Source organism: Streptomyces sp. H39-S7 (assembly GCF_027158205.1).
Classification (GTDB): Bacteria; Actinomycetota; Actinomycetes; order Streptomycetales; family Streptomycetaceae; genus Actinacidiphila.
In genome coordinates this window covers 207,815-225,607 of the sequence record NZ_JAPVLU010000009.1, presented here as the reverse complement: position 1 = coordinate 225,607, position 17,793 = coordinate 207,815, and the positions used below count along the sequence as shown (strand labels likewise).

The window sequence follows — 17,793 nt, the reverse complement described above, 5'->3', positions numbered from 1 at the left end:
CCCGTGCGTCATCGCCGCCCCGGTCGTGGAGCGTGCCAAGCGCAGCACCTCCGCCACCCGCGGCCGCCGCAGCCGCTTCGCCCAGGCCCGCCGCTCCGCACCGGGCGACCGCCCGGCGCCCCGCACGAGCGCCGCCGCGTAACACCTTCGGCCGACCTTCCGAGAGCCGTCCCATCCCGATGCCGGGGGTGGGACGGCTCTCGGCGTTTTGTGGCGGACCCGGAGGAGTAACGGAAGGTGAGCGGGGAACACGAGCAGTCACTGACATGGGCGGAGAAAGTAGAGCGATGATGACTGATTCCGGTACTGCGACGCTGGTGGAGGAGCTCCGCGAGCGGGCGGGCGCGTTCGTGAACTCGCACGTCGACCTGTGGCTCACCGTGGAGGACGACGCGACGCTGATCCTGGCTGGTCAGGACCCCGTGGCCCTGTTCCAGGCGGCCGCGGACTGGCTGGGGGACGGCCCCGCGTGCACCGTCGCCGACACCCGCTGGGACCGCCGGACGACCGAGCCCGCCCACACCCTGAGCCTGTACCTGCGCCCGCCGGGCGTGGAACTGGCGCCGCAGCGGACGGCGGAACGGGTCTAGGACGAACCTGGGGGGCCGACAGGCGGGTCGCAGGGCGGGCAGGAGTCGGACAGTCCGTTCGGGAACGCGCGGTGGACCGCGGCCATGCGGTTGGAGACCTGCAGGCGTCGGTAGGCGTTCTCCAGGTGCTTGCGCACGGTTCCCTCGGAGACGCCCAGCCGGCGGCCGATCTGGACGTTGGTGTGCCCCGCGGCGAGCAGGTGCAGCAGTTGCCACTGGCGGGGCGTGAGCTGGGGGGTGGGGTGCCGGCGCCGTTCGGCATCCATGTATGCCTCGTGCAGATGGGGGCGGAGCAGGGTGAGCAGCGCACGGTCGCGCTCGGAGAAGTCCGGGCCGGGCCCGCGGAACAGGAACATCCGCAGGGTCCGGCCGCGGCCGTTGGTCCCCGGTGTTCCGGCGGGCATGCAGAGCATGAGCTGGTGCTCGATCCCCAGCGGCCTGAAGTAGTCGGTGTACATGCCGGTGCTGTGCCACTGCCTGGCCGAGTAGAAGTCCGCGATCGTCACGACGCTGCGCAGGTCGCCGCTGCGGTCGGGGTAGCTGCAGGGGCGGCAGTCCCAGTAGTGCTCCCAGTGCGTCGCGTCGGCGGCCGCGTCGTCCGTACCGTCGCCACCAGGGCCGACCTGCGTCAGCCACCACGTCTGCCGGTGACTGTCGAAGCCCGCGAAGGTCAGGTCGTCACAGCGGATCTGGCCCATCAGATCACCGAGCAGCGACGGCGGCAGCCCCCGTGCGGGCGCGTCGGTGCGGTCCTCCGTGACGATCCGCGCCAAGGTGCGCAGATCCAGGTCGCTGAGCGATAACGAGCTCCCCACCGGGGCCCCCTTCATCCGCAGGCGGGGCTTAGACTACCGGGCCGCCGCGGTCCGCGGCATACGCAGACCCTCGTATGGTGGTCGGCTCGCGGCGCCGCCCAAACTGCACGGGACGGACCGTGACGCGGGGCGGGGTACCCGGGGCTGCCCGCTCACGGTGCTTCCGAGACGTCGGCTGCGCCGGTCCACCGGATCGGTGGATCAGCGCGGCCGGTGACGGGGGAGCGTGCGCCGCGGCGCACCGCGGGCAGCGGCCGGTGCCGCTGCCCGCGGGCTTCGCCGTGCACGGGCGAGCAGGAGACGGTCAGTACTTGGTGCTGACGGTCACCCCGCTGAACGCCGTCCGGGCGTACAGGCTGATGTACCGGTACCCGGCGGTGGTGTTGGTGACGGTGAGGGTTTCGGTGTTCCCCGCGCCGGCCGAGCGGGCGGTGTAGGCCGTGGACGTCGCCCACGTGGTGGGGTTGTAGTAGAGGTCGGCGTCGCCGGTGCCGCCGGTCGTCGTGACGTTCAGCGTGGTGGTCCCGGCCGGCAGGTAGATGTAGAGGTAGTCCAGGTCCCCGGTCGCGGCCGACCGGCCGGAGCGGGAGCAGTTCCGGCCCATGACGCGGGCGTCGGCGCTCGTACAGGTCGGCAGGGCGCCGCTGACCGTGACGGGCTTGGCGGTGGTGGAACTCAGGCCCTTGGCGTCGGTGACGGTCAGGGTGATCGTGTACGTGCCGCCGGTGGCGTACGTCCTGGAGGGGTTGGTGGCCGTGGAGGTGGTGCCGTCGCCGAAGTTCCACGAGCGTGCGGTGATGGCGCTGCCGGTGTCGGTGGACTTGTCGGTGAGGCTCACGGTCAGGCCGGAGACGACGGCGTCGAAGGCCGCGGTCGGCCCGCCGGCGGTTCCGCCGCAGGCACCGGCGGCGCAGGCGTCGAGCCAGGTGGTGAAGTCGGCGTCGTAGCGGGTGCCGATGCCGGTGCTGTAGACCGCGTAGGCGCCGTTGTAGTCGCCGGTGCGGAACTTGGCCAGCATGTTCTGCACGTCGGCGGGGTGCTTCTCGATCATGTAGCGGACGGCCAGGTAGCCCCACGGGTAGGTGCGGTCCAGGCTGCTGTTGTCGTAGGTGCTCTGCCACAGGGTGCTCAGTGCGTAGGTGTGCCGGGCGGCGTCGGCGATCGCCTCGGTGTCGGGGAGGCCGCGGTAGCTGTAGGAGACGTACTCGGCGAAGCCCTCGATCCACCAGATGTCCGGGACGCCCTGGCCGGCGGTGAAGTCGCCGTACATGTCGTAGCGTCCGTCGAGGTAGTGCGTGTACTCGTGGTTGAGGTTCCAGATGTCGCCGGGGAAGCCGTCATTCACGCTCTTGACGTAGGACAGGAAGCGGGCCTGGTTGCCCGGCGCGGCGGGGTCGCCCTCCAGGTACATGCCGCCGTTGTCGGTGCTGTTGCCGAAGATCCAGCCGGAGTAGACCTGGTAGTCCTTGGGGCTGGCGAACGTCACGATCTGGATGTTGGTGTTGTTGTCGTCGGCGACCGGACCGCTGTCCTTGACGATGTTGTGGAAGTACGCGTCCTGGCCCTTGAGGCTGGTGCACGCGGCGGCCAGGGCGGCGGGGGTCAGGGACTGGGCGCGGAAGGTGTGCGCGGCGTCGCACGGATACGTGATCGGCAGTGCGGCGGCGGTGAGTTGGGCCGTGAAGCCGCACGTCGCGTAGAACGAGCACTGCGCCTGGTCGTAGGTGTCGGTCATGGCGGCGACCCCGACCCACAGCGGGGCGGTCGTGCCGGTGATCGACGACGCGTTCAGCAGGCCCTTCGCCAGCGGCCGTACCTTGGCGCGGAGGGCGGGCGTGTCGAGGAAGCGGGCCATCTCGGTGCCGGCGTTGGCGTCCAGCCAGAACCAGGTGCCGTTCAGCACGTCGCGGTGGTTCAGCGCGAACGCGCTGAGTGTGTCGATGAGGCTGGGGTCGGCGGTGACGGCGGTGATGTACGCGGGGTTCCAGTGCCCGCGAAAGATCGGGGTGAAGACGTCGTTGACCGCGGTGTCCATGCTCCAGTAGGCGTCCCAGGAGCTGGTGTAGGCGTTGAGCACCCTCTTGTAGGTGTTCAGGTAACGGGCCTGCTCATTGGCGCTGTCGGTGAGGATCATGACCTCGCCCATGACGTCGCCGTTGGCCGAGCTGACGTCCAGGAAGTGGGGGGACGCCACGAAGGTGTCCAGCGCGCCTTCGGTGGCGGTGGCCAGGACCGGGCCGTACGGTCCCACGGCGGAGGAGTTGTAGGACTGCACGTAGTAGCCGGCGCGCAGGAACAGCACGAGTTGCCACACGTTGCCTGAGTTGTCACCGGGGTAGGTCCGCGACGTGCTCTGGAAGGCGTTGGCGATGGTGACCATCTGCGCTTCGCGGAAGGCGTTGTAGGCGTTGGTGCCGGTGAGGCCGAACAGGGTGTTGACGCAGCTCGTGGTCGACGCCTGGACGAAGGCGACCAGCGCGGATCCGGTCCTGGCGAAGTCGGCCGGGGTACAGGACGCCGCGGCGGTACCTCTCTCCGTCTGCGCCCTCGGCGGGTTCTTCGAGGGCGCCGAGGAGGTGATGGGGCGTATCGGCGGCAGGTGGGCGGCGTCGATCGGGTGGCGTCGCGCGTCGGCCCGGTCCGATGCGTCGGTGTGCGAGCCGAGCGGCGGCGGCACCGCGGTGGAGCGGGTGGCCGGTCCTTGCCGCTCGTCCGCTGCCGCGGCGCGGCCTGGTTGGACCAGCATGGCGATGCCCAGGCACAGGGCGAGGGCGAGTATCAGGAATCCGATGAGACTTCGTCGTAGCGGTTGGGTGTTCACGTGCCGCCTCCCAGCGGTGTGAAGGCCGTGCGCCATTGCACGGCGTGGGGGGAGAACCGCGGGCCGATCTGCGTCATTTGACATGGACACAGCCTGCGCGCAATAACATTGCACATGTCACATCGCATGAGAAGAGGGTCGGCGGGAACCAGCGGCATTTTCTGCGGGGCGGGACCGGGTTCCGTGCGGAGTCCGCTTCAGCGGAAAAGGGCGGCCAGTTCGGTTCGCGAGCGCACGCTCAACCGGGCGAAGACATTGCGGAGGTGGTACTCGACGGTGCGGGAGCTCAGGACGAGACGGTCGGCGATCTCGCGGTTGGTCGCTCCCTGCGCGACCAGCTCGCAGATGCGGACCTGCTGTGCCGTCAGATCCTGGCCCTCGTGCCGGACGGACGTCCCGGCCCGGTCCCCGGCCGCGCGCAGTTCCGCGGTGGCCCGCTCCGCCCACGGGCGCGCCTGGCACTGCTGGAAGATCGCCAACGCGTCCCGGAGCAGGCCGCGTGCCGCGCGCGGTTTGCGGGCCCGCCGCAGCCGGCTCGCGTAGAAGAGCTGGGTCTTGGCCATCTCGAGTGCGGCATGGTCGTCATGGTGCAGCCGCAGTGCCTCGCGGAAGTGATCCTCCGCCAGGGAGGGGTTCTCGGCGAGCAGGCCGTGGCACCGGTGTGCCAGGGCCCGCCGTCCCGGCCCCGCGCTGCTGGCGGCCCAGCTGTCGAACGCGCGCAGCGCGCGGGCGGCCATGTCCCGGCGGCCGCAGCGGATCGCCGCCTCGACGAAGTGAGGTGCGGCCATGGCGCGGATCGCCAGGTTGATCTGGCCGACCCCGGCCGACATGTGGCTGAAGCGGGCCAGTGCGTCGGCGGGGTGGTCCTCCACGAGGTCGAGGCAGGCAGACGCCCAGCAGTTGAACGCGCTGGGCCGGCCGAGCTCGCGCGCCGCGACTTCGTGGGCGGTTGTCCCCAGCCGCAGTGACGCGGTGGCCCGGTCTCCCTGGAGGGCGGCGAGCAGGGCCAGGAGCGACAGGTGGTCCACCGCCAGATTGCGCTGCCCCGTCGATTCCGCCAGCCGCAGCCCCTCCAGGGCGGCGGTCTCGGCGGCGGCGTGCCGGTCGAGCATGAGCGCGGACAGGGCCTGGTAGACGAGAGCGGCCGGCACCAGCGCGTGTGCGCCGGTCTCCCCGGCCTCCTGTACGGCCGCGACCGCCAGCGTGTGGGCGCGCTGCGTGTTGCCGAGCGTGTAGGCGGCCTGGCTGGCCCAGATCGCCGGCTCGGGACCGGCGACCGTACCGGAGAGTCGCAGGACCCGCCCCAGGGCGTGGCTCGCTTCGTCGTGCCGGCCGTGGAAGGTGGCGGACATGCCGGCGAAGTGGTCGAAGATCAGCTGCAGTTCCGGCGGGTCGTCGGCGCGGCGCAGCCGGCGGGCCTGTTCGGCGAGGGTGAAGTAGGCGGCGAAGTCCCCTGCCAGGCAGCTCGCTTCTCCGGCGAGCATGAGCGCGCGCGAGGAAAGGTGCCGTTCGGGGGAGAGGAGGCTGACGGCCTGGGACAGGTCCCGGCAGGCGCGCGCCGGCACCGCGTTGCGCAGTTCGATCTCGCCCTGCACCAGTTTGCGCAGCCCACGGGTGGCCGGTGGCCCGTAGCGGGCCGGAACCCGGTGCAGCAGCCCGAGGGAGCGCCGGACCTCGCCGGCCGTGAGCCGGTCGGAGGCCGCGGTGACCAGCCAGCGGGCCCGTACCTGCGGATGCGCCGTCAGGTCGGCGCCCTGCTCCAGGACGGACGCGGACCCCGCGTGGTCACCGGCCGCGCGTGCCGCGGCGGTCGCGGTGTCCAGGTCCGTCACCAGCTCCGGCCCGGGCACGTCCGCGGTGGCGAGCCGGTGCACGGCCCGGCGCAGGGGGCAGTCGGCGGGGTCGGACCGTTCGGCCAGATCGGCCAGGGCCTGATGGGCCGCGCGCTGGTCGGCGAGCGGGACCTCCCCGGACAGAACTGCTCGCAGGAGAGGTCCCGGCAGGGTCACCAGCCCGTCGCCGCACACCACCAGGTGCGCCGCCAGCGCCTCGTCCAGCGCCTTCTGGAAGGGGCCCGACCGGTGTGTGGCGGCCTGTACGACTCCCAGGGTCAGCGGTCCGCCCACCAGGACCAGCGACACCACGGCCCTCGCCGCGGCGGACAGTCCCCCGTAGCGCCGCCGGTAGTGGGCGCGCAGACGGCTGGTCGCCGGCAGCGTGAGCGGTCCGCGGGGCAGGCCCGCTCCGTTCGCGCCCGACCACGGTGCGGAAGCGGGCTGGTCCGTCGCGCGTGCCAGTTCCAGCAGCGCCAGCGGGGCGCCCTGCGCCAGGGCGATGATCTCGTCCGCCGGGTGCGTGCCGGGCGGGCCGCAGCCCCGCTCGGCCAGCATCCGCCCGGCCTCGCGCGGCTTCAGCGGGCCGAGGCGCAGCACCGTGATTCCGCCCAGCGTCTCCTCGGCCGGTCCTGCCGCGTCCGTGGCAAACACTGCCGCCGCTGCGACGCCGTCCAGCCGGCGCGCGACGAAGGCCAGGGCGCGCAGAGACGTCGCGTCCAGCGACTGCGCGTCGTCCACGCACCACAGTTGCGGCCCGGTGCGGGCGGCCGACGCCAGCAACCGCAGGAGGCACACCCCCAGACGGAGGTCACCCCCGCGCGGCGTGTTCCCGGCGAGAACCTCCTCCAACGTGGCGGCCTGCGAGGCGGGGAGGGAGCGGAGGTGGGAAGCCATCGGCAGGAGCAGGCGTTGCACCCCCGCCAGCGGCACGTGGGCTTCCGCCGCCGTACCGCCGATCGTGTGCACGGTAAAACCGTCGGCGATCCTGGCGCTCTCCGCCAGCATGGCGGAGCGGCCCATACCGGGGTCCGCCGCGATCAGGACGGCGCCGCCCCGGCCGGCACGCGCATCGGCCAGCAGCCCGCCGATCAGCTCCTGCTCCCGCTCACGGCCGTGCAACGGACCCGGCAGCGGTACGCGCGGGCCCCGCGGTGTGGTGCGCGCGCCCGGCGCAGGTTCCATGACGTCAGTGTTACGCGCGAGTAGCGAAAAACGGAATAGCGATGCGCGTTCCGTGGCCCGAACCACCTCAGAGGGCCGGTGATTACACCGGTCCGTGCACAGCGTCCCGCCCTGAGACTCCCCACGTCCCCCCGAGCGATCTCCACGACCTCGGAGACCTCGGAAACCCGAGACGAAGGAGCCTTCATGCGACGGATATCCGCTGTCCTGTTCGCCCTGCTCACCGCGATCGGCCTGATCCTGACCGCCCAACCCGCCCCCGCGACGGCGGCCACCCCCCATACCCCGGTCGTCTTCGTCCACGGCTTCAGCGGCAGTGCGAGCAACTGGACGTCGGCCAAGGCCGTCTTCATGGCCGGCGGCTACACGAGCAATGAGCTCTTCGCCTACGAGTACGACTGGAGCAAGTCCAACAAGACGAGCGCGGCAGGGCTCGCCACCTACGTCCAACAGGTGCTGGCGCGGACCGGTGCGCAGCGGGTCGACCTCGTCAACCACTCGATGGGCGGCCTGGTCAGCGACTGGTACGTCAAGCAACTGGGCGGACAGCCGTACGTCCGCCACCTCGCCTCCATCGCCGGCGCCAACCACGGCACCACCTTCGCGAGCGCCTGTCTGATCAACGCGTCCTGCATCGAGATGTACCCCGGCTCGGCCTTCCTGGCGACCGTCAACGCCGGGGACGAAAGCCCAGGTGACACCAAGTACGCCACCTGGTACTCGCCCTGCGACGGCGTCATCCTGCCCTACACCAGCACCGTGCTGAGCGGCGCCGCGAACCATCTCGTCGCCTGCCAGACCCACATCGGCTTCCTCACCGACACGGTCACCATGAGCGCCGTGGCAAGGTTCCTCGCCACCTGACCGCCGCACCCCCCGGCCTTCCCGCGTCGCACGTGCCGGTCCCCCCGCCTGAGGAGGGGACCGGCACGTACGCGGCTCAGGCCGGTGCGGTGAAGGTGTGGCTCCCGGCCGGCACCCGGAACGCCGCGGCGCCCTGGGCGTATCCGAAGGGCACCGCCTGGGCGGGCGCGGTCACCGAGGCCGCCGAGCCGGCCGGCACCCGGACGGTCGCCGAGGTGCCGGCGGGCACGGTCACCTTGAGGGTGAACACCCCGCCGGACAGGGACCAGTCGCTGACCGCCTGCCCGTACGGCGTCTCGTACGCGGAGCGTGCCGAGGTCAGCCCGCCGCCGGGCCGCGGTGCGACCAGCAGCGCCCGGTAGCCGGGGGACGCCGGGCCGAGGCCGCCGACCTGGCGGTAGAGGAAGTCGCCGACGGAACCGAGTCCGTAGTGGTTGAACGAGTTCATTCCGGCGTCCTGGAGGCTGCCGTCGGTCCTGATGCCGTCCCAGCGCTCCCAGATGGTGGTCCCGCCCTTGCTGATCATGTACCCCCAGCCGGGGTACCCGGGCTGGAGCAGGACCTGGTAGGCGATGTCGGCGCGGCCGTGATCGGTGAGGACCGGCAGCAGGTCCTTGACCCCGAGGAACCCGACGGACAGATGGCCGCCGGAAGCGGAGATCTTGGTGACCAGCCGGTCGACCAGGGACTGCACCCGGTTCTCCGGAACCAGCCCGAAGGCGAGCGCCAGCACGTACCCGGTCTGGGTGTTGCCGGACACCGTCCCGTTGGCCGCCACGAAGTAGTTCGTGAACGCGGCGGCGACCTGGTCCGCGAGAGTGCCGTAGGTGGTGGCCTCCGCGCTGCGCCCGGTGGCCCGCGCCATTCTCGACACCAGGCGTGCCGCCCACGCGAAGAACGCCGTGGAGATGACGTTGCGGGCGGTGTCGTCGTTGACGTTCAGCCAGTCACCGAAGCCACCCTGGTCACGGATCAGGTTCGCGTCGGCCGTCGACCTCAGGTACTCCACCCACCGGACCATCGCGGCGAAGTGCTCGTCGACGACACGTACGTCGCCGGTGCGCTGCCACAGGGCGTAGGGGACGATGACGCCGGCGTCGCCCCATCCCGCGACGCCCGAGCCGTCCTGCGTGTCGGGTGCGGTGTTGGTGAACGACCCGTCGGCGTGCTGGGCGTCGGTCAGGTCGTCGGTGTACTTGTTGAGGAACGCCGACATGTCGATGTTGAACGTCGAGGTCTCGACGAAGGCGGCGATGTCACCGGTCCAGCCCAGCCGTTCGTTGCGGCTCGGGCAGTCGGTGGGAACGGCGAGCATGTTGGACCGCTGACCCCACACGATCGCCTGCTGCACCTGGTTGAGCAGCGTGCTGGAGGTGGTCAGGGTGCCCGACTGCGGCGCGGACGTCCAGGCGGTGCGACCGGTGATGGCGGAAGTCGTGGGGGTACCGGGGAAACCGGTCACCTCGACGTACCGGTAGCCGTGCAGCGTGAACCGCGGCTCGTAGGTCTCCGTTCCGGTGCCCGCGAGGGTGTACCGGTCGGTTCCCAGGCCCGCCACCCGCAGGTTGTCGGTGTAGAGCGTGCCGTCCGCGTTGAGGATCTCACCGTGCCGCAGCGTCACGACGGTGCCCGCCGGCCCGGACACCCGCAGCCGGTCCCAGCCGGTGGCGTTCTGCCCCAGGTCGAAGATCCACACCCCGGGTCTGGGCTGGGTGAGGGAGACGGGAAGACGGTCGTGCTGCACGCGCACGCCCTCGTCGACCTGTGAGACCAGGTTCGGCAGCGCACCCGGGCGCACCGTGACGGCGCTCCAGGCGCTGTCGTCGAACCCTGCTCCGTCCCACCCCGCGACAGCCGCCCGGGCGTCGTACTCCTCGCCCATCTGCAGGTCGTCGGTGCGGATCGGACCGGGCGCGTACTTCCAGCTGCCGTCGGTGGCCACCAGTGAGGTCGACCCGTCGGTGTAGGTCAGGTGCAGTTGCGCCGAGTACCACGGCTGCGCGCCGTAGAGCTGCGGCCCGTGCCAGCCGACATGCCCGGTGTACCAGCCGTTGCCCAGCCACGCACCGAGCGCGTTGGCGCCCTGCACGATCTGGCCGGTCACGTCGTACTCCTTGTACTGCACACGCTTGGAGTAGTCCGTCCAGCCGGGCGCGAGCGCGTCGTTGCCGACCTTGGCACCGTTGAGCCGGGTCTCCTGCAGCCCCAGGGCCGTCGTGAACAGCCGGGCCCTGGCGACCGGCTTGGAGACGGTGAACGTCTTGCGCAGCAGCGGGGAGGGCTTGGCCTGCGGTATCGCCACCCCGGACCCCCAGGGCCCGCTTCCGTACACGGCGACCGCTTTGGCCTGTACCCAGGCGGAGTCGTTGAAGCCGGGCTGCTCCCAGCCGGCCGGTCCGGTCTGCGCGGCCTTCCACGTGGCGTCGGTGTTGACCACCGGACTGCCGGTCGCGGTCAGTTGGGCGATCATGGCCGCCGGGGACTGACTGGTGTTCTGCGTCGACACCGCGATGGTGTTGGTCCCGGCGTGCAGCCGACTCGTCAGATCGACGACCGAGGCCTGCTGCCACGCGGTGGCGGCACTGACCTGGGCGCCGTTGACCCACACGGTCGCGGTGTCGTCACCGGAGACGACGAGGGTGGCGGACGAGGGTGCGGCGGCGAGGTTGACGGTCTTGCGGAAGTAGCGGGTCGCGGCCGGGACACCGGAGGCCGGATCGCCCTCGGGATACCAGATCCAGGTGGCGCCGCTCAGTCCCGCGGTGGACAGCGGCTGCCCGACGAAGGCGCCCTTCCACTCGCCGGCCGGGGCGAGCAGGCCGGTCTCGAAGGTGCGGACGGCGCTCCACGCGCTGACGCGCCCTTGGGTGTCCCCTATCTTGACCCGCCAGTAGTAGCGGGTGCGCGAGGCGAGCGCCGGACCGCCGTACACGACATCGACGGACTGCCCGCTCGGGGTGCGGCCGCTGTCCCAGACGTCGCCGGTGCCGGCGTCGGCCAGCGCGCTCGTGGTGGCGACGATGACCTGGTACGCGCCCTGTGCCTGCCCGCCGGTCCCGGTGAGTTTCCATCCGAACCGGGGCCGGGCGGCGTCCAGTCCGAGCGGGTCGGTGCGGCGCTCGGTGGTGGCGGAGGCGACGCTCAGCGGCGAGGCGGCCGCCGTGTCGGGCGCGGCGACGCGGCTTCCCCACGGGTTCGCGCCATAGGCACCGAGGTCCGCGGCCGCGGGCCAGGCCGCGTCGTTGAAGCTGGGCTGCTCCCAGTCGGCCGCCGCGCTCTGCGACGCCTTCCAGGCTCCGTCCGTGACGAGGTCGACGGCGCTGCCGCCGGCCACGACGCGCACCCGCCCGATGAGGCCGGCCGGACCGGTGGAGGTGTTGCGTGCCGCGACGGCGAGGGTGTTCGCCCCCGGGAGCAGGGCCGACTGGAGATCGACGTAGAGCGCCTGGGCCCATGAGTCGGCGCCCCGCGGGGAGGAGGCCAGGGGAGTGCCGTTGAGCCAGACGTCCACGGTGTCGTCTCCGGTGACGACGAACTGCGCTTCGGTGACAGCACCTGGCGGAACGGTGAAGGTCCGGCGGTAGTACCGGTCGCCCGCCGGGGCGGAACTCGCGGGGCTGCCCTCGGGGAACCACACCCAGTGCGCCCCGGTGAGACCGACGGGGACCGCGGTTCCCGCCATCGGTGCGGCGCTCGTGGAGGGGGCCGTCAGGGCGGAGAATCCCGCCGCGGCGAGCGCGGCTCCGCCGAGCCCCCATTTCAGGATCACGCGTCGTTCGTGCCCGGAGGGGGACGGCTCGTCCAGCGGCATGGCTACTCCCACCTAGGAATGAATCGATTCATTCGGCGGGATGCTACGGCGTGCACCCCCGCGCCGTCCAGGGGTTCGACAGCCGTCGTCGCGGTGCGACATGGCCCCGTCGGTGAGCGGTCAAAGCCTTGGGTGGCTTGAATGCTTCGGATGACGGAGGCATTCAACCACCCTCGTCCGAAAGGTTGTTGCCACCTCGGACCATCGGCAGCCGTCTCCGATATCGTTTCAATTCGTGAGGCTGCCCGCAGGAACTCCGGTTGTGAGTGCCCCGGTTCCGGCGGTTGAGGCCGCAGCCGGCGTGGCCGCGGCCTCAACCGACCGCCGAAGCATCACGGTTGGCGAAAGGCTCTTCCTTTTCGATCTTGTTGTTCTGTAAAGTTCGCGGGCCGTGGTCGTGGACCAGGCGTGCGGGTATCCGTGGGGGAGCCGGCGGGCGGTACACGTCCGACATCCGAGCGACCGCGCGCGTGCCTGCTCTCGTGCGCCCGTGAGGACGTTCTCTCGCATGCTCAGTCTCGTCAACCGCCCGGCCCGCCGGGCGGTGATACGTGCCGCCGGCCTCGCCGCCGCGGCCGTGCTCGCCGTGGTGATCGGAGGCTCGGCGCCGTCGCCGGCCGACGACCACGGTCCCTCCTCCGCCTCGGCCGACCTGCCGGCCGTTCAAGCCGCTGCCGCCGCCCCGATGCTGCCGCTGTTCGGCCGCAAGGCCGACGGCCATCTCTACGACTACGAACCGACGGGCACCGGGGGAGTGCGGCCCGCGGCGGACCTGGGCGGCGGATTCACCGTCGCCACCGCGTTCTTCCAGACCAAGACGTCCGCCGCCGGCGGCGGCGTCGACCTGTACTACCGGATCGGCACGACGCTCTACTACACCGCCGGCCGCGGCACGGAGACGAAGGTCATCGGCGCTGGATGGGATGCCTACAACGCGCTGGTGTCGGCGGGGAATCTGGGCGGCAGCGCCGATCCCGACGTGCTGGCCCGTGACGCCGCGGGGGCGTTGTGGCTGTACCAGGGCAAGCCGGACGGCACGTTCGCCGCGAGGGTCCAGGCCGGAACCGGTGGCTGGAGCGGCATGGACACCCTGGCCGGGGTGGGGGACTACACCGGCGATGGCAAGAACGACCTGATCGCCCGCACCACGGCGGGAGCGCTCTACATCTACCCGGGAACGGGCAGTGTGACGGCCAACGCGATCCTGGGAACCCGGCTGACGGTGCCGGGAACCGACTGGACGAACTACACCACCCTGGTGTCGACCGGTGACAACAACGGAGACGGCAAGGCCGACCTGATCGGCCGCGACGCGGCCGGCGCCCTGTGGCTGTTCAAGGGCACCGGCACCGCCGCCACTCCCTTCGCGGCCCGGGTGCAGATCGGCACCTCCGGCTGGCAGGCCTTCAACACCCTGTTCTGAGACCGGCGTTCACCTCCCGGCCACTCTCCCCACTTCCCCCGCCCCGCGGCCCGGCACCCGGCCGGCCACGAGGGCGGCACCAGCAGAACGGCTCACACCACCCATGCGCACCAACGCGCCACCTTTCCCGCGCCTTCCCCGGCGCCTCCTGGGGCGGATGCTCGCCTCCACCGCCCTGGTGACCGTCGCCGCCGTGACGTTCACCGGCAGCCAGATCCAGCCCCTCCACCGGGCCGTGCCGGTGGGCGCGCTCGAGGACGCACCGGGCTTCGACCTGGACGCCGCCGCCAAGACCCGCACGGCCCAGTGTCTGCTCAATCTCATGCAGCGCAAGGGCGGGCAGGAGATGAAGTCCGTCGCCCGCGGCGGCCTGAACGGCACTGACGCCGAACTGCTGCAGGCCGCCAACCCCGCGTACTACGAGGATCCGCGACCACCGCTGGACGGTGCGTACAACAAGGACAGGGCGTCCGCCTCGGCCAAGATGGACGAACTGGGCGACCGCCACCTCGAGTGGGAGAAGTCCCTCAAGATCGAGCCCCCGGCCGGTTACACCTACACCGGATTCCAGTGGATCGAGGACAAGGACAACCCCTTCAACGCCACGGGCCTGTCGGGGTGGATCGCCGACCAGTTCTGGCAGTCCGAGTACGACCTGTTCCACGAGGACCAGGCTCCGGTCGCCAACGCGGACTCCGTGGCCGCGGTGACCAAGATCGCCACCACCCGGTACTCCGAGGACCGGCACGAGGACTACGAGGACTGGACGGCGTGGAAGTGGGAGATGCAGTTCATGCATCCCATGTACGCCGACGACGCGCGGATCTTCCTGCAGAACGGCGGGTTCCCCACCAGCGCCCCCGACCCGGCGAGCATGGAGTACCGGGTCGACGTCGAGGCGCTCAAGGCGCGCTTCGCGTCCTGCACCACGCACAACCCGCCCGACCCGCACCACGTGCTGACCTCGGAGCTGATCACCGCTTCCGCGGAGTGGCAGCAGGAGATCAACGGCCAGCGCACCCAGCGGGACACCATCCTCGGTGAGGAGGCCCAGGCCTCCGCCGACCTGCAGGTCGCCACGCAGGCGCTGGGTGAGGCGCTCGGCCAGTCGACGATCGCCAGCCGCCTCGCGGACTGGCAGGCCTACTGGCTGAAGCAGACCCCCGCCGGCGCCGGCCTGTCCTACCCGGCAGCGGCCGTGTTCACCAAGGTCAAGGCCGACATCATCAAGGCGCAGGCCATGGCGCTGGGACGGCTGTTCGTCGCGTCGCGGGCCGCTCAGTCCGCCCAGCGGCACGCCACCACCGCCATCGCCGCGCAGCAGACCGCGTACGGCATCGCGGACGCCGCCGGGCTGCCCCGCGGCCGTGGGCTCCTCTACGGTCAGCAGGCCGTTCAGGTGACCCGGGCGTCCGCGGCCGCCGCCGTGGCGGTGGCGAAGGCGACGGAGACGGCGTCCAACGCCACCCGCGCCTCGGCCGCCGACAGCAAGACCCTCAACGCGCTGGCGCAGACCCAGGCGCACGCGTCGGCGGCCGAGTTCCGCCGGATGGCCGCTCAGGAGGCAGCCGCTCAGGCGAAGGCGGCCGCGGACGGCGCGGCGGTGCAGGCCACCAAGGCCGCGGAGAACGCGACCAAGGCCAAGGCCGCGCAGGCCAAGGCCGAGGCCGCGGAGAAGACCGCGCAGAAGGCCGCCGCCGACGCGAAGGCCAAGCGCGCCACCGCCGAGACCGAGCGCGACAAGGCAGCCGCCTTCCGCGCGACGGCGGACGCGGAGCGGGCCAAGGCGGCCACCGCCGAGGCCACGGCTCAGCAGCAGCGCACCGCCGCGGCAACCGCACTGAGCGCCGCGCAGACCGCGGGATCGACCGCGGAGACGCAGCGTGGCGCGGCCGTGGCAGCCGAGATCCGGGCCGCCACGGCCCGCGACCAGGCCGTCGCGGCGGAGAACAACAAGAACGCGACGGCGTCCAGGGCACGGGCACTGGAAGCCGCCGCGGCAGCGGCCGAGGGTTCCAGCTCGGCCGGCGCGGCCCGTCAGGCCGCCACTGAGGCACGTACCGCGGCCAACCAGGCCGCCACTGCCGCGGCCGGCGCGAACACCGCCGCCGGGCAGGCCGGCGAGGCCGCCGTCGCGGCTCGCACCGCGGCGACCCAGGCCGGCGGCGCCGCCGCGCGCTCCCAGGCCGCGTCCGAGGCCGCCGCCGCCGACGTGGTGATCACCGGGGCGGCGGTCAAGAAGGCGCACGCGGCGGCCGCCGAGGCCATCGCCGCGTCCGAGGGCGCCGCGCAGAACGTCAAGGCCGCCGAGCTGCTGGCTCAGGAGGCGGCCGCTCAGTCCATCATCGCCCGCCAGAACGCGACGGCGGCGCAGAGCGAAGCGGTCCTGGCCGCGGCCTCCGCGGTACGCACCGCGGGATTCGCCTACGCCACCGCGCAGGCCGCCGTGGCTGCCCGTGACAGCGCGGCCCAGGTGATCAATCCGGCGAATGACGCGATCGAGCTCGGATCGCCCTACAAGGAGACCGACGCCTCAGCCGGCCTTGCCGTGCTGAGCGGCCAGGCCGCCAAGACCGCGGCCGAGCAACAGGCCGCCCTGGCCACGGCGAAGGCCGCGCAGGCGGCGAAGGCCGCCACCGAGGCCAAGGCGCTCGCCGCCCAGGCCGCGGGTGACGCCAAGGCCGCGGCCACCGCCGCCGCCGAAGCCGCGGATTCCGCGTCCAAGGCGGCCGCCTCGCTCAGCCAGGCCCGCGCCTCGGCAGCCGCGGCCGCGACCGCCGCCGCGGCGGCGACCAAGGCAGAGACCAACACCGTCGAATACGACCGGCAGGCGATCGCGGACTCCCTTGCGGCCAAGGCCGCCGCGGGCGTCGCCGCCGGTGAGGCGACGGCCGCCCGGGCCTCGGCCACCGAGGCAGAACAGGATGCCGCCAGCGCGCGCGGCGCCGCCAACGCGGCCCAGGCCGACGCCACCCAGGCCGGCACCATCGCCACGGCGGCGGAGCGGGACGCCACCGGCGCCGAGACCGCCGCGGCCAACGCCCAGACCAGCGCGACGGAGGCCGACCAGGCCGCCACGCGCGCGGAGGAGGAACAGCGCAAGCGGATCGAGGCCAACCGGGCCGCCCGCGTCAACGGCGCACCGGACACCGGAGCCGACCTCACCGCCGACGAGGAGGCCATCCTCCTGAAGACCTGCGGCCAGGTCTGCGTCGATGAGTGGCGCGCGGCCAAGGCGGTGACCGCTCAGGACGTCATCGACTGGATCAAGGCCAACGGCGCCGGGATCATCCTGGATCTCGTCGGGTACACCGACGCGAAGGCGTGCTTCAGCAAGGGCGACATCGAAGCCTGCCTGTGGACCCTGGTCAACGCCGGAAGCTACGCGCTGCTGATCCTGAAGTTCGAGGCCGTGGCCGCCGCCATGGTGAAGATCGGCACGGGTCTCACCAAGTTCTTCGAGGCCTCCGCCGCGGGCAAGCGCACCCTGGACCGGCTCCGCAAGCTGATCGAGAAGGTCAAGAAGGAGCCGGACTACAAGCCGCCGTGCAAGACGCCACTGCGCGCGGCGACCTTCGTGCCGTCCTCGGGCGGCTTCGCGAGCACCGGAGTGATCCAGGCCTCCGCACACGCCTCGGCCGCCGCGGACGAGTGCGACATCGAGGGGCACGACGGCAGCACGCACGACGGTGACGGCGAGCTCGACATCGAGGTCCTCGACGACCTCGACAAGCGCTACGGCACGGATGCCGCCGACGGCGTGGACTACAACTACAAGAAGATCCACCAGGGGACGCCCAAGGAGGCGGCCGACCACACGATTCCCGGTATCGGGATGGACTACGACAAGCTGGCCGCCTACTTCGCCAAGTGGCGCGGGAAGGCGACCCACGTCGACCCGACGACCGGCAACCGCACGGTGTGGGACCCCCAGCACGGGGGTGTCGTTATCATCATCAACGCCCGGTTCATCCACGGGTACTCGATGACCGAGGCCAACTTCCTGCGAAAGTACGTTCCCCTGCCATGAGGACCCGCATCAGCTTGACCCGTGAAGGTGAGGCGTACCGCGTGCGCCTCACCTGGCCCCAGTCGGACGCCATGGTCAACGCGCTGGCCCTGCTCGCGGAGCAGTACTTCTCCGATGCCGCCCTCACCGTGCAACTCGGCATGGGGCGGGACGGGGTCGGGGTGCTGGTGGACAAGCTCGCCGGTGATCACCGGACCACCCGCGAGTACGTCCTGGACCTGCGGGAGCTGCACGCCGTGCACGCGGCACTGACGGCGGCCGCGACGATGTTCCTCATCAGCTCGACGTACTTCTCGGCGGAGAACTTCCACGTGAAGTTGGGCTTCCATCGGGAGAACCTCGACGCCCTGGCGCTGAGTCTCGTCCAAGCGCTGTCGGACGCGACCTCGCCGCAGTAGCGCCCCCGTGGTGGTGGGTCTCTT

The 17,793-nt window shown here is 71.8% G+C and carries 9 protein-coding genes; 5 read left to right on the top strand and 4 right to left on the bottom strand.

The window, feature by feature from the left end; genetic code table 11:
• Window positions 1–287 precede the first annotated feature (287 nt).
• Window positions 288–590 (top strand): hypothetical protein, encoded by a 303-nt coding sequence (locus tag O3X23_RS11470; protein ID WP_269271181.1) that lies wholly within the window; start codon window positions 288–290, stop codon window positions 588–590.
• Here O3X23_RS11470 and O3X23_RS11465 read toward each other — a convergent pair.
• From O3X23_RS11465 to O3X23_RS11455, 3 genes are all read right to left on the bottom strand, one after another.
• Complete coding sequence (locus O3X23_RS11465; RefSeq protein ID WP_269271180.1) at window positions 587–1,405, bottom strand: response regulator transcription factor; 819 nt, start codon at window positions 1,403–1,405, stop codon at window positions 587–589. The genes O3X23_RS11470 and O3X23_RS11465 overlap by 4 nt on opposite strands.
• Before the next feature lie 304 nt (window positions 1,406–1,709).
• The gene (locus tag O3X23_RS11460) at window positions 1,710–4,226 is read right to left on the bottom strand and encodes a collagenase (RefSeq protein ID WP_331283899.1); all 2,517 of its coding nucleotides are present in this window, start codon (window positions 4,224–4,226) and stop codon (window positions 1,710–1,712) included.
• Window positions 4,227–4,423: 197 nt separating this feature from the next.
• Entirely contained in the window at window positions 4,424–7,243 is a 2,820-nt protein-coding gene (locus O3X23_RS11455) for a helix-turn-helix transcriptional regulator (protein ID WP_269271179.1), read from the bottom strand.
• A gap of 186 nt (window positions 7,244–7,429) precedes the next feature.
• Here O3X23_RS11455 and O3X23_RS11450 point away from each other — a divergent pair, with 186 nt between their 5' ends.
• The gene (locus O3X23_RS11450; protein WP_269271178.1) at window positions 7,430–8,107 is read left to right on the top strand and encodes an esterase/lipase family protein; all 678 of its coding nucleotides are present in this window, start codon (window positions 7,430–7,432) and stop codon (window positions 8,105–8,107) included.
• Between the two features lie 76 nt (window positions 8,108–8,183).
• Here the strand turns inward: O3X23_RS11450 and O3X23_RS11445 are convergent, their stop codons facing one another.
• Window positions 8,184–11,918, bottom strand: coding sequence for a family 78 glycoside hydrolase catalytic domain (locus tag O3X23_RS11445; protein ID WP_269271177.1), 3,735 nt, complete (start codon window positions 11,916–11,918; stop codon window positions 8,184–8,186).
• A gap of 508 nt (window positions 11,919–12,426) precedes the next feature.
• On the opposite strand from O3X23_RS11445, the gene O3X23_RS11440 reads away from it, so the two are divergent.
• The 3 genes from O3X23_RS11440 to O3X23_RS11430 all read left to right on the top strand — a co-directional run bounded on the left by O3X23_RS11440 (window position 12,427) and on the right by O3X23_RS11430 (window position 17,769).
• Complete coding sequence (locus O3X23_RS11440) at window positions 12,427–13,341, top strand: FG-GAP-like repeat-containing protein (protein WP_269271176.1); 915 nt, start codon at window positions 12,427–12,429, stop codon at window positions 13,339–13,341.
• A 157-nt stretch (window positions 13,342–13,498) separates the two neighbouring features.
• A complete protein-coding gene (locus O3X23_RS11435) occupies window positions 13,499–17,371 on the top strand; it encodes a hypothetical protein (protein WP_269271175.1) in 3,873 nt (1,290 codons plus the stop codon).
• Entirely contained in the window at window positions 17,368–17,769 is a 402-nt protein-coding gene (locus tag O3X23_RS11430) for a hypothetical protein (RefSeq protein WP_269271174.1), read from the top strand. Before O3X23_RS11435 ends, O3X23_RS11430 begins: the two co-directional genes overlap by 4 nt.
• Window positions 17,770–17,793 lie beyond the last annotated feature (24 nt).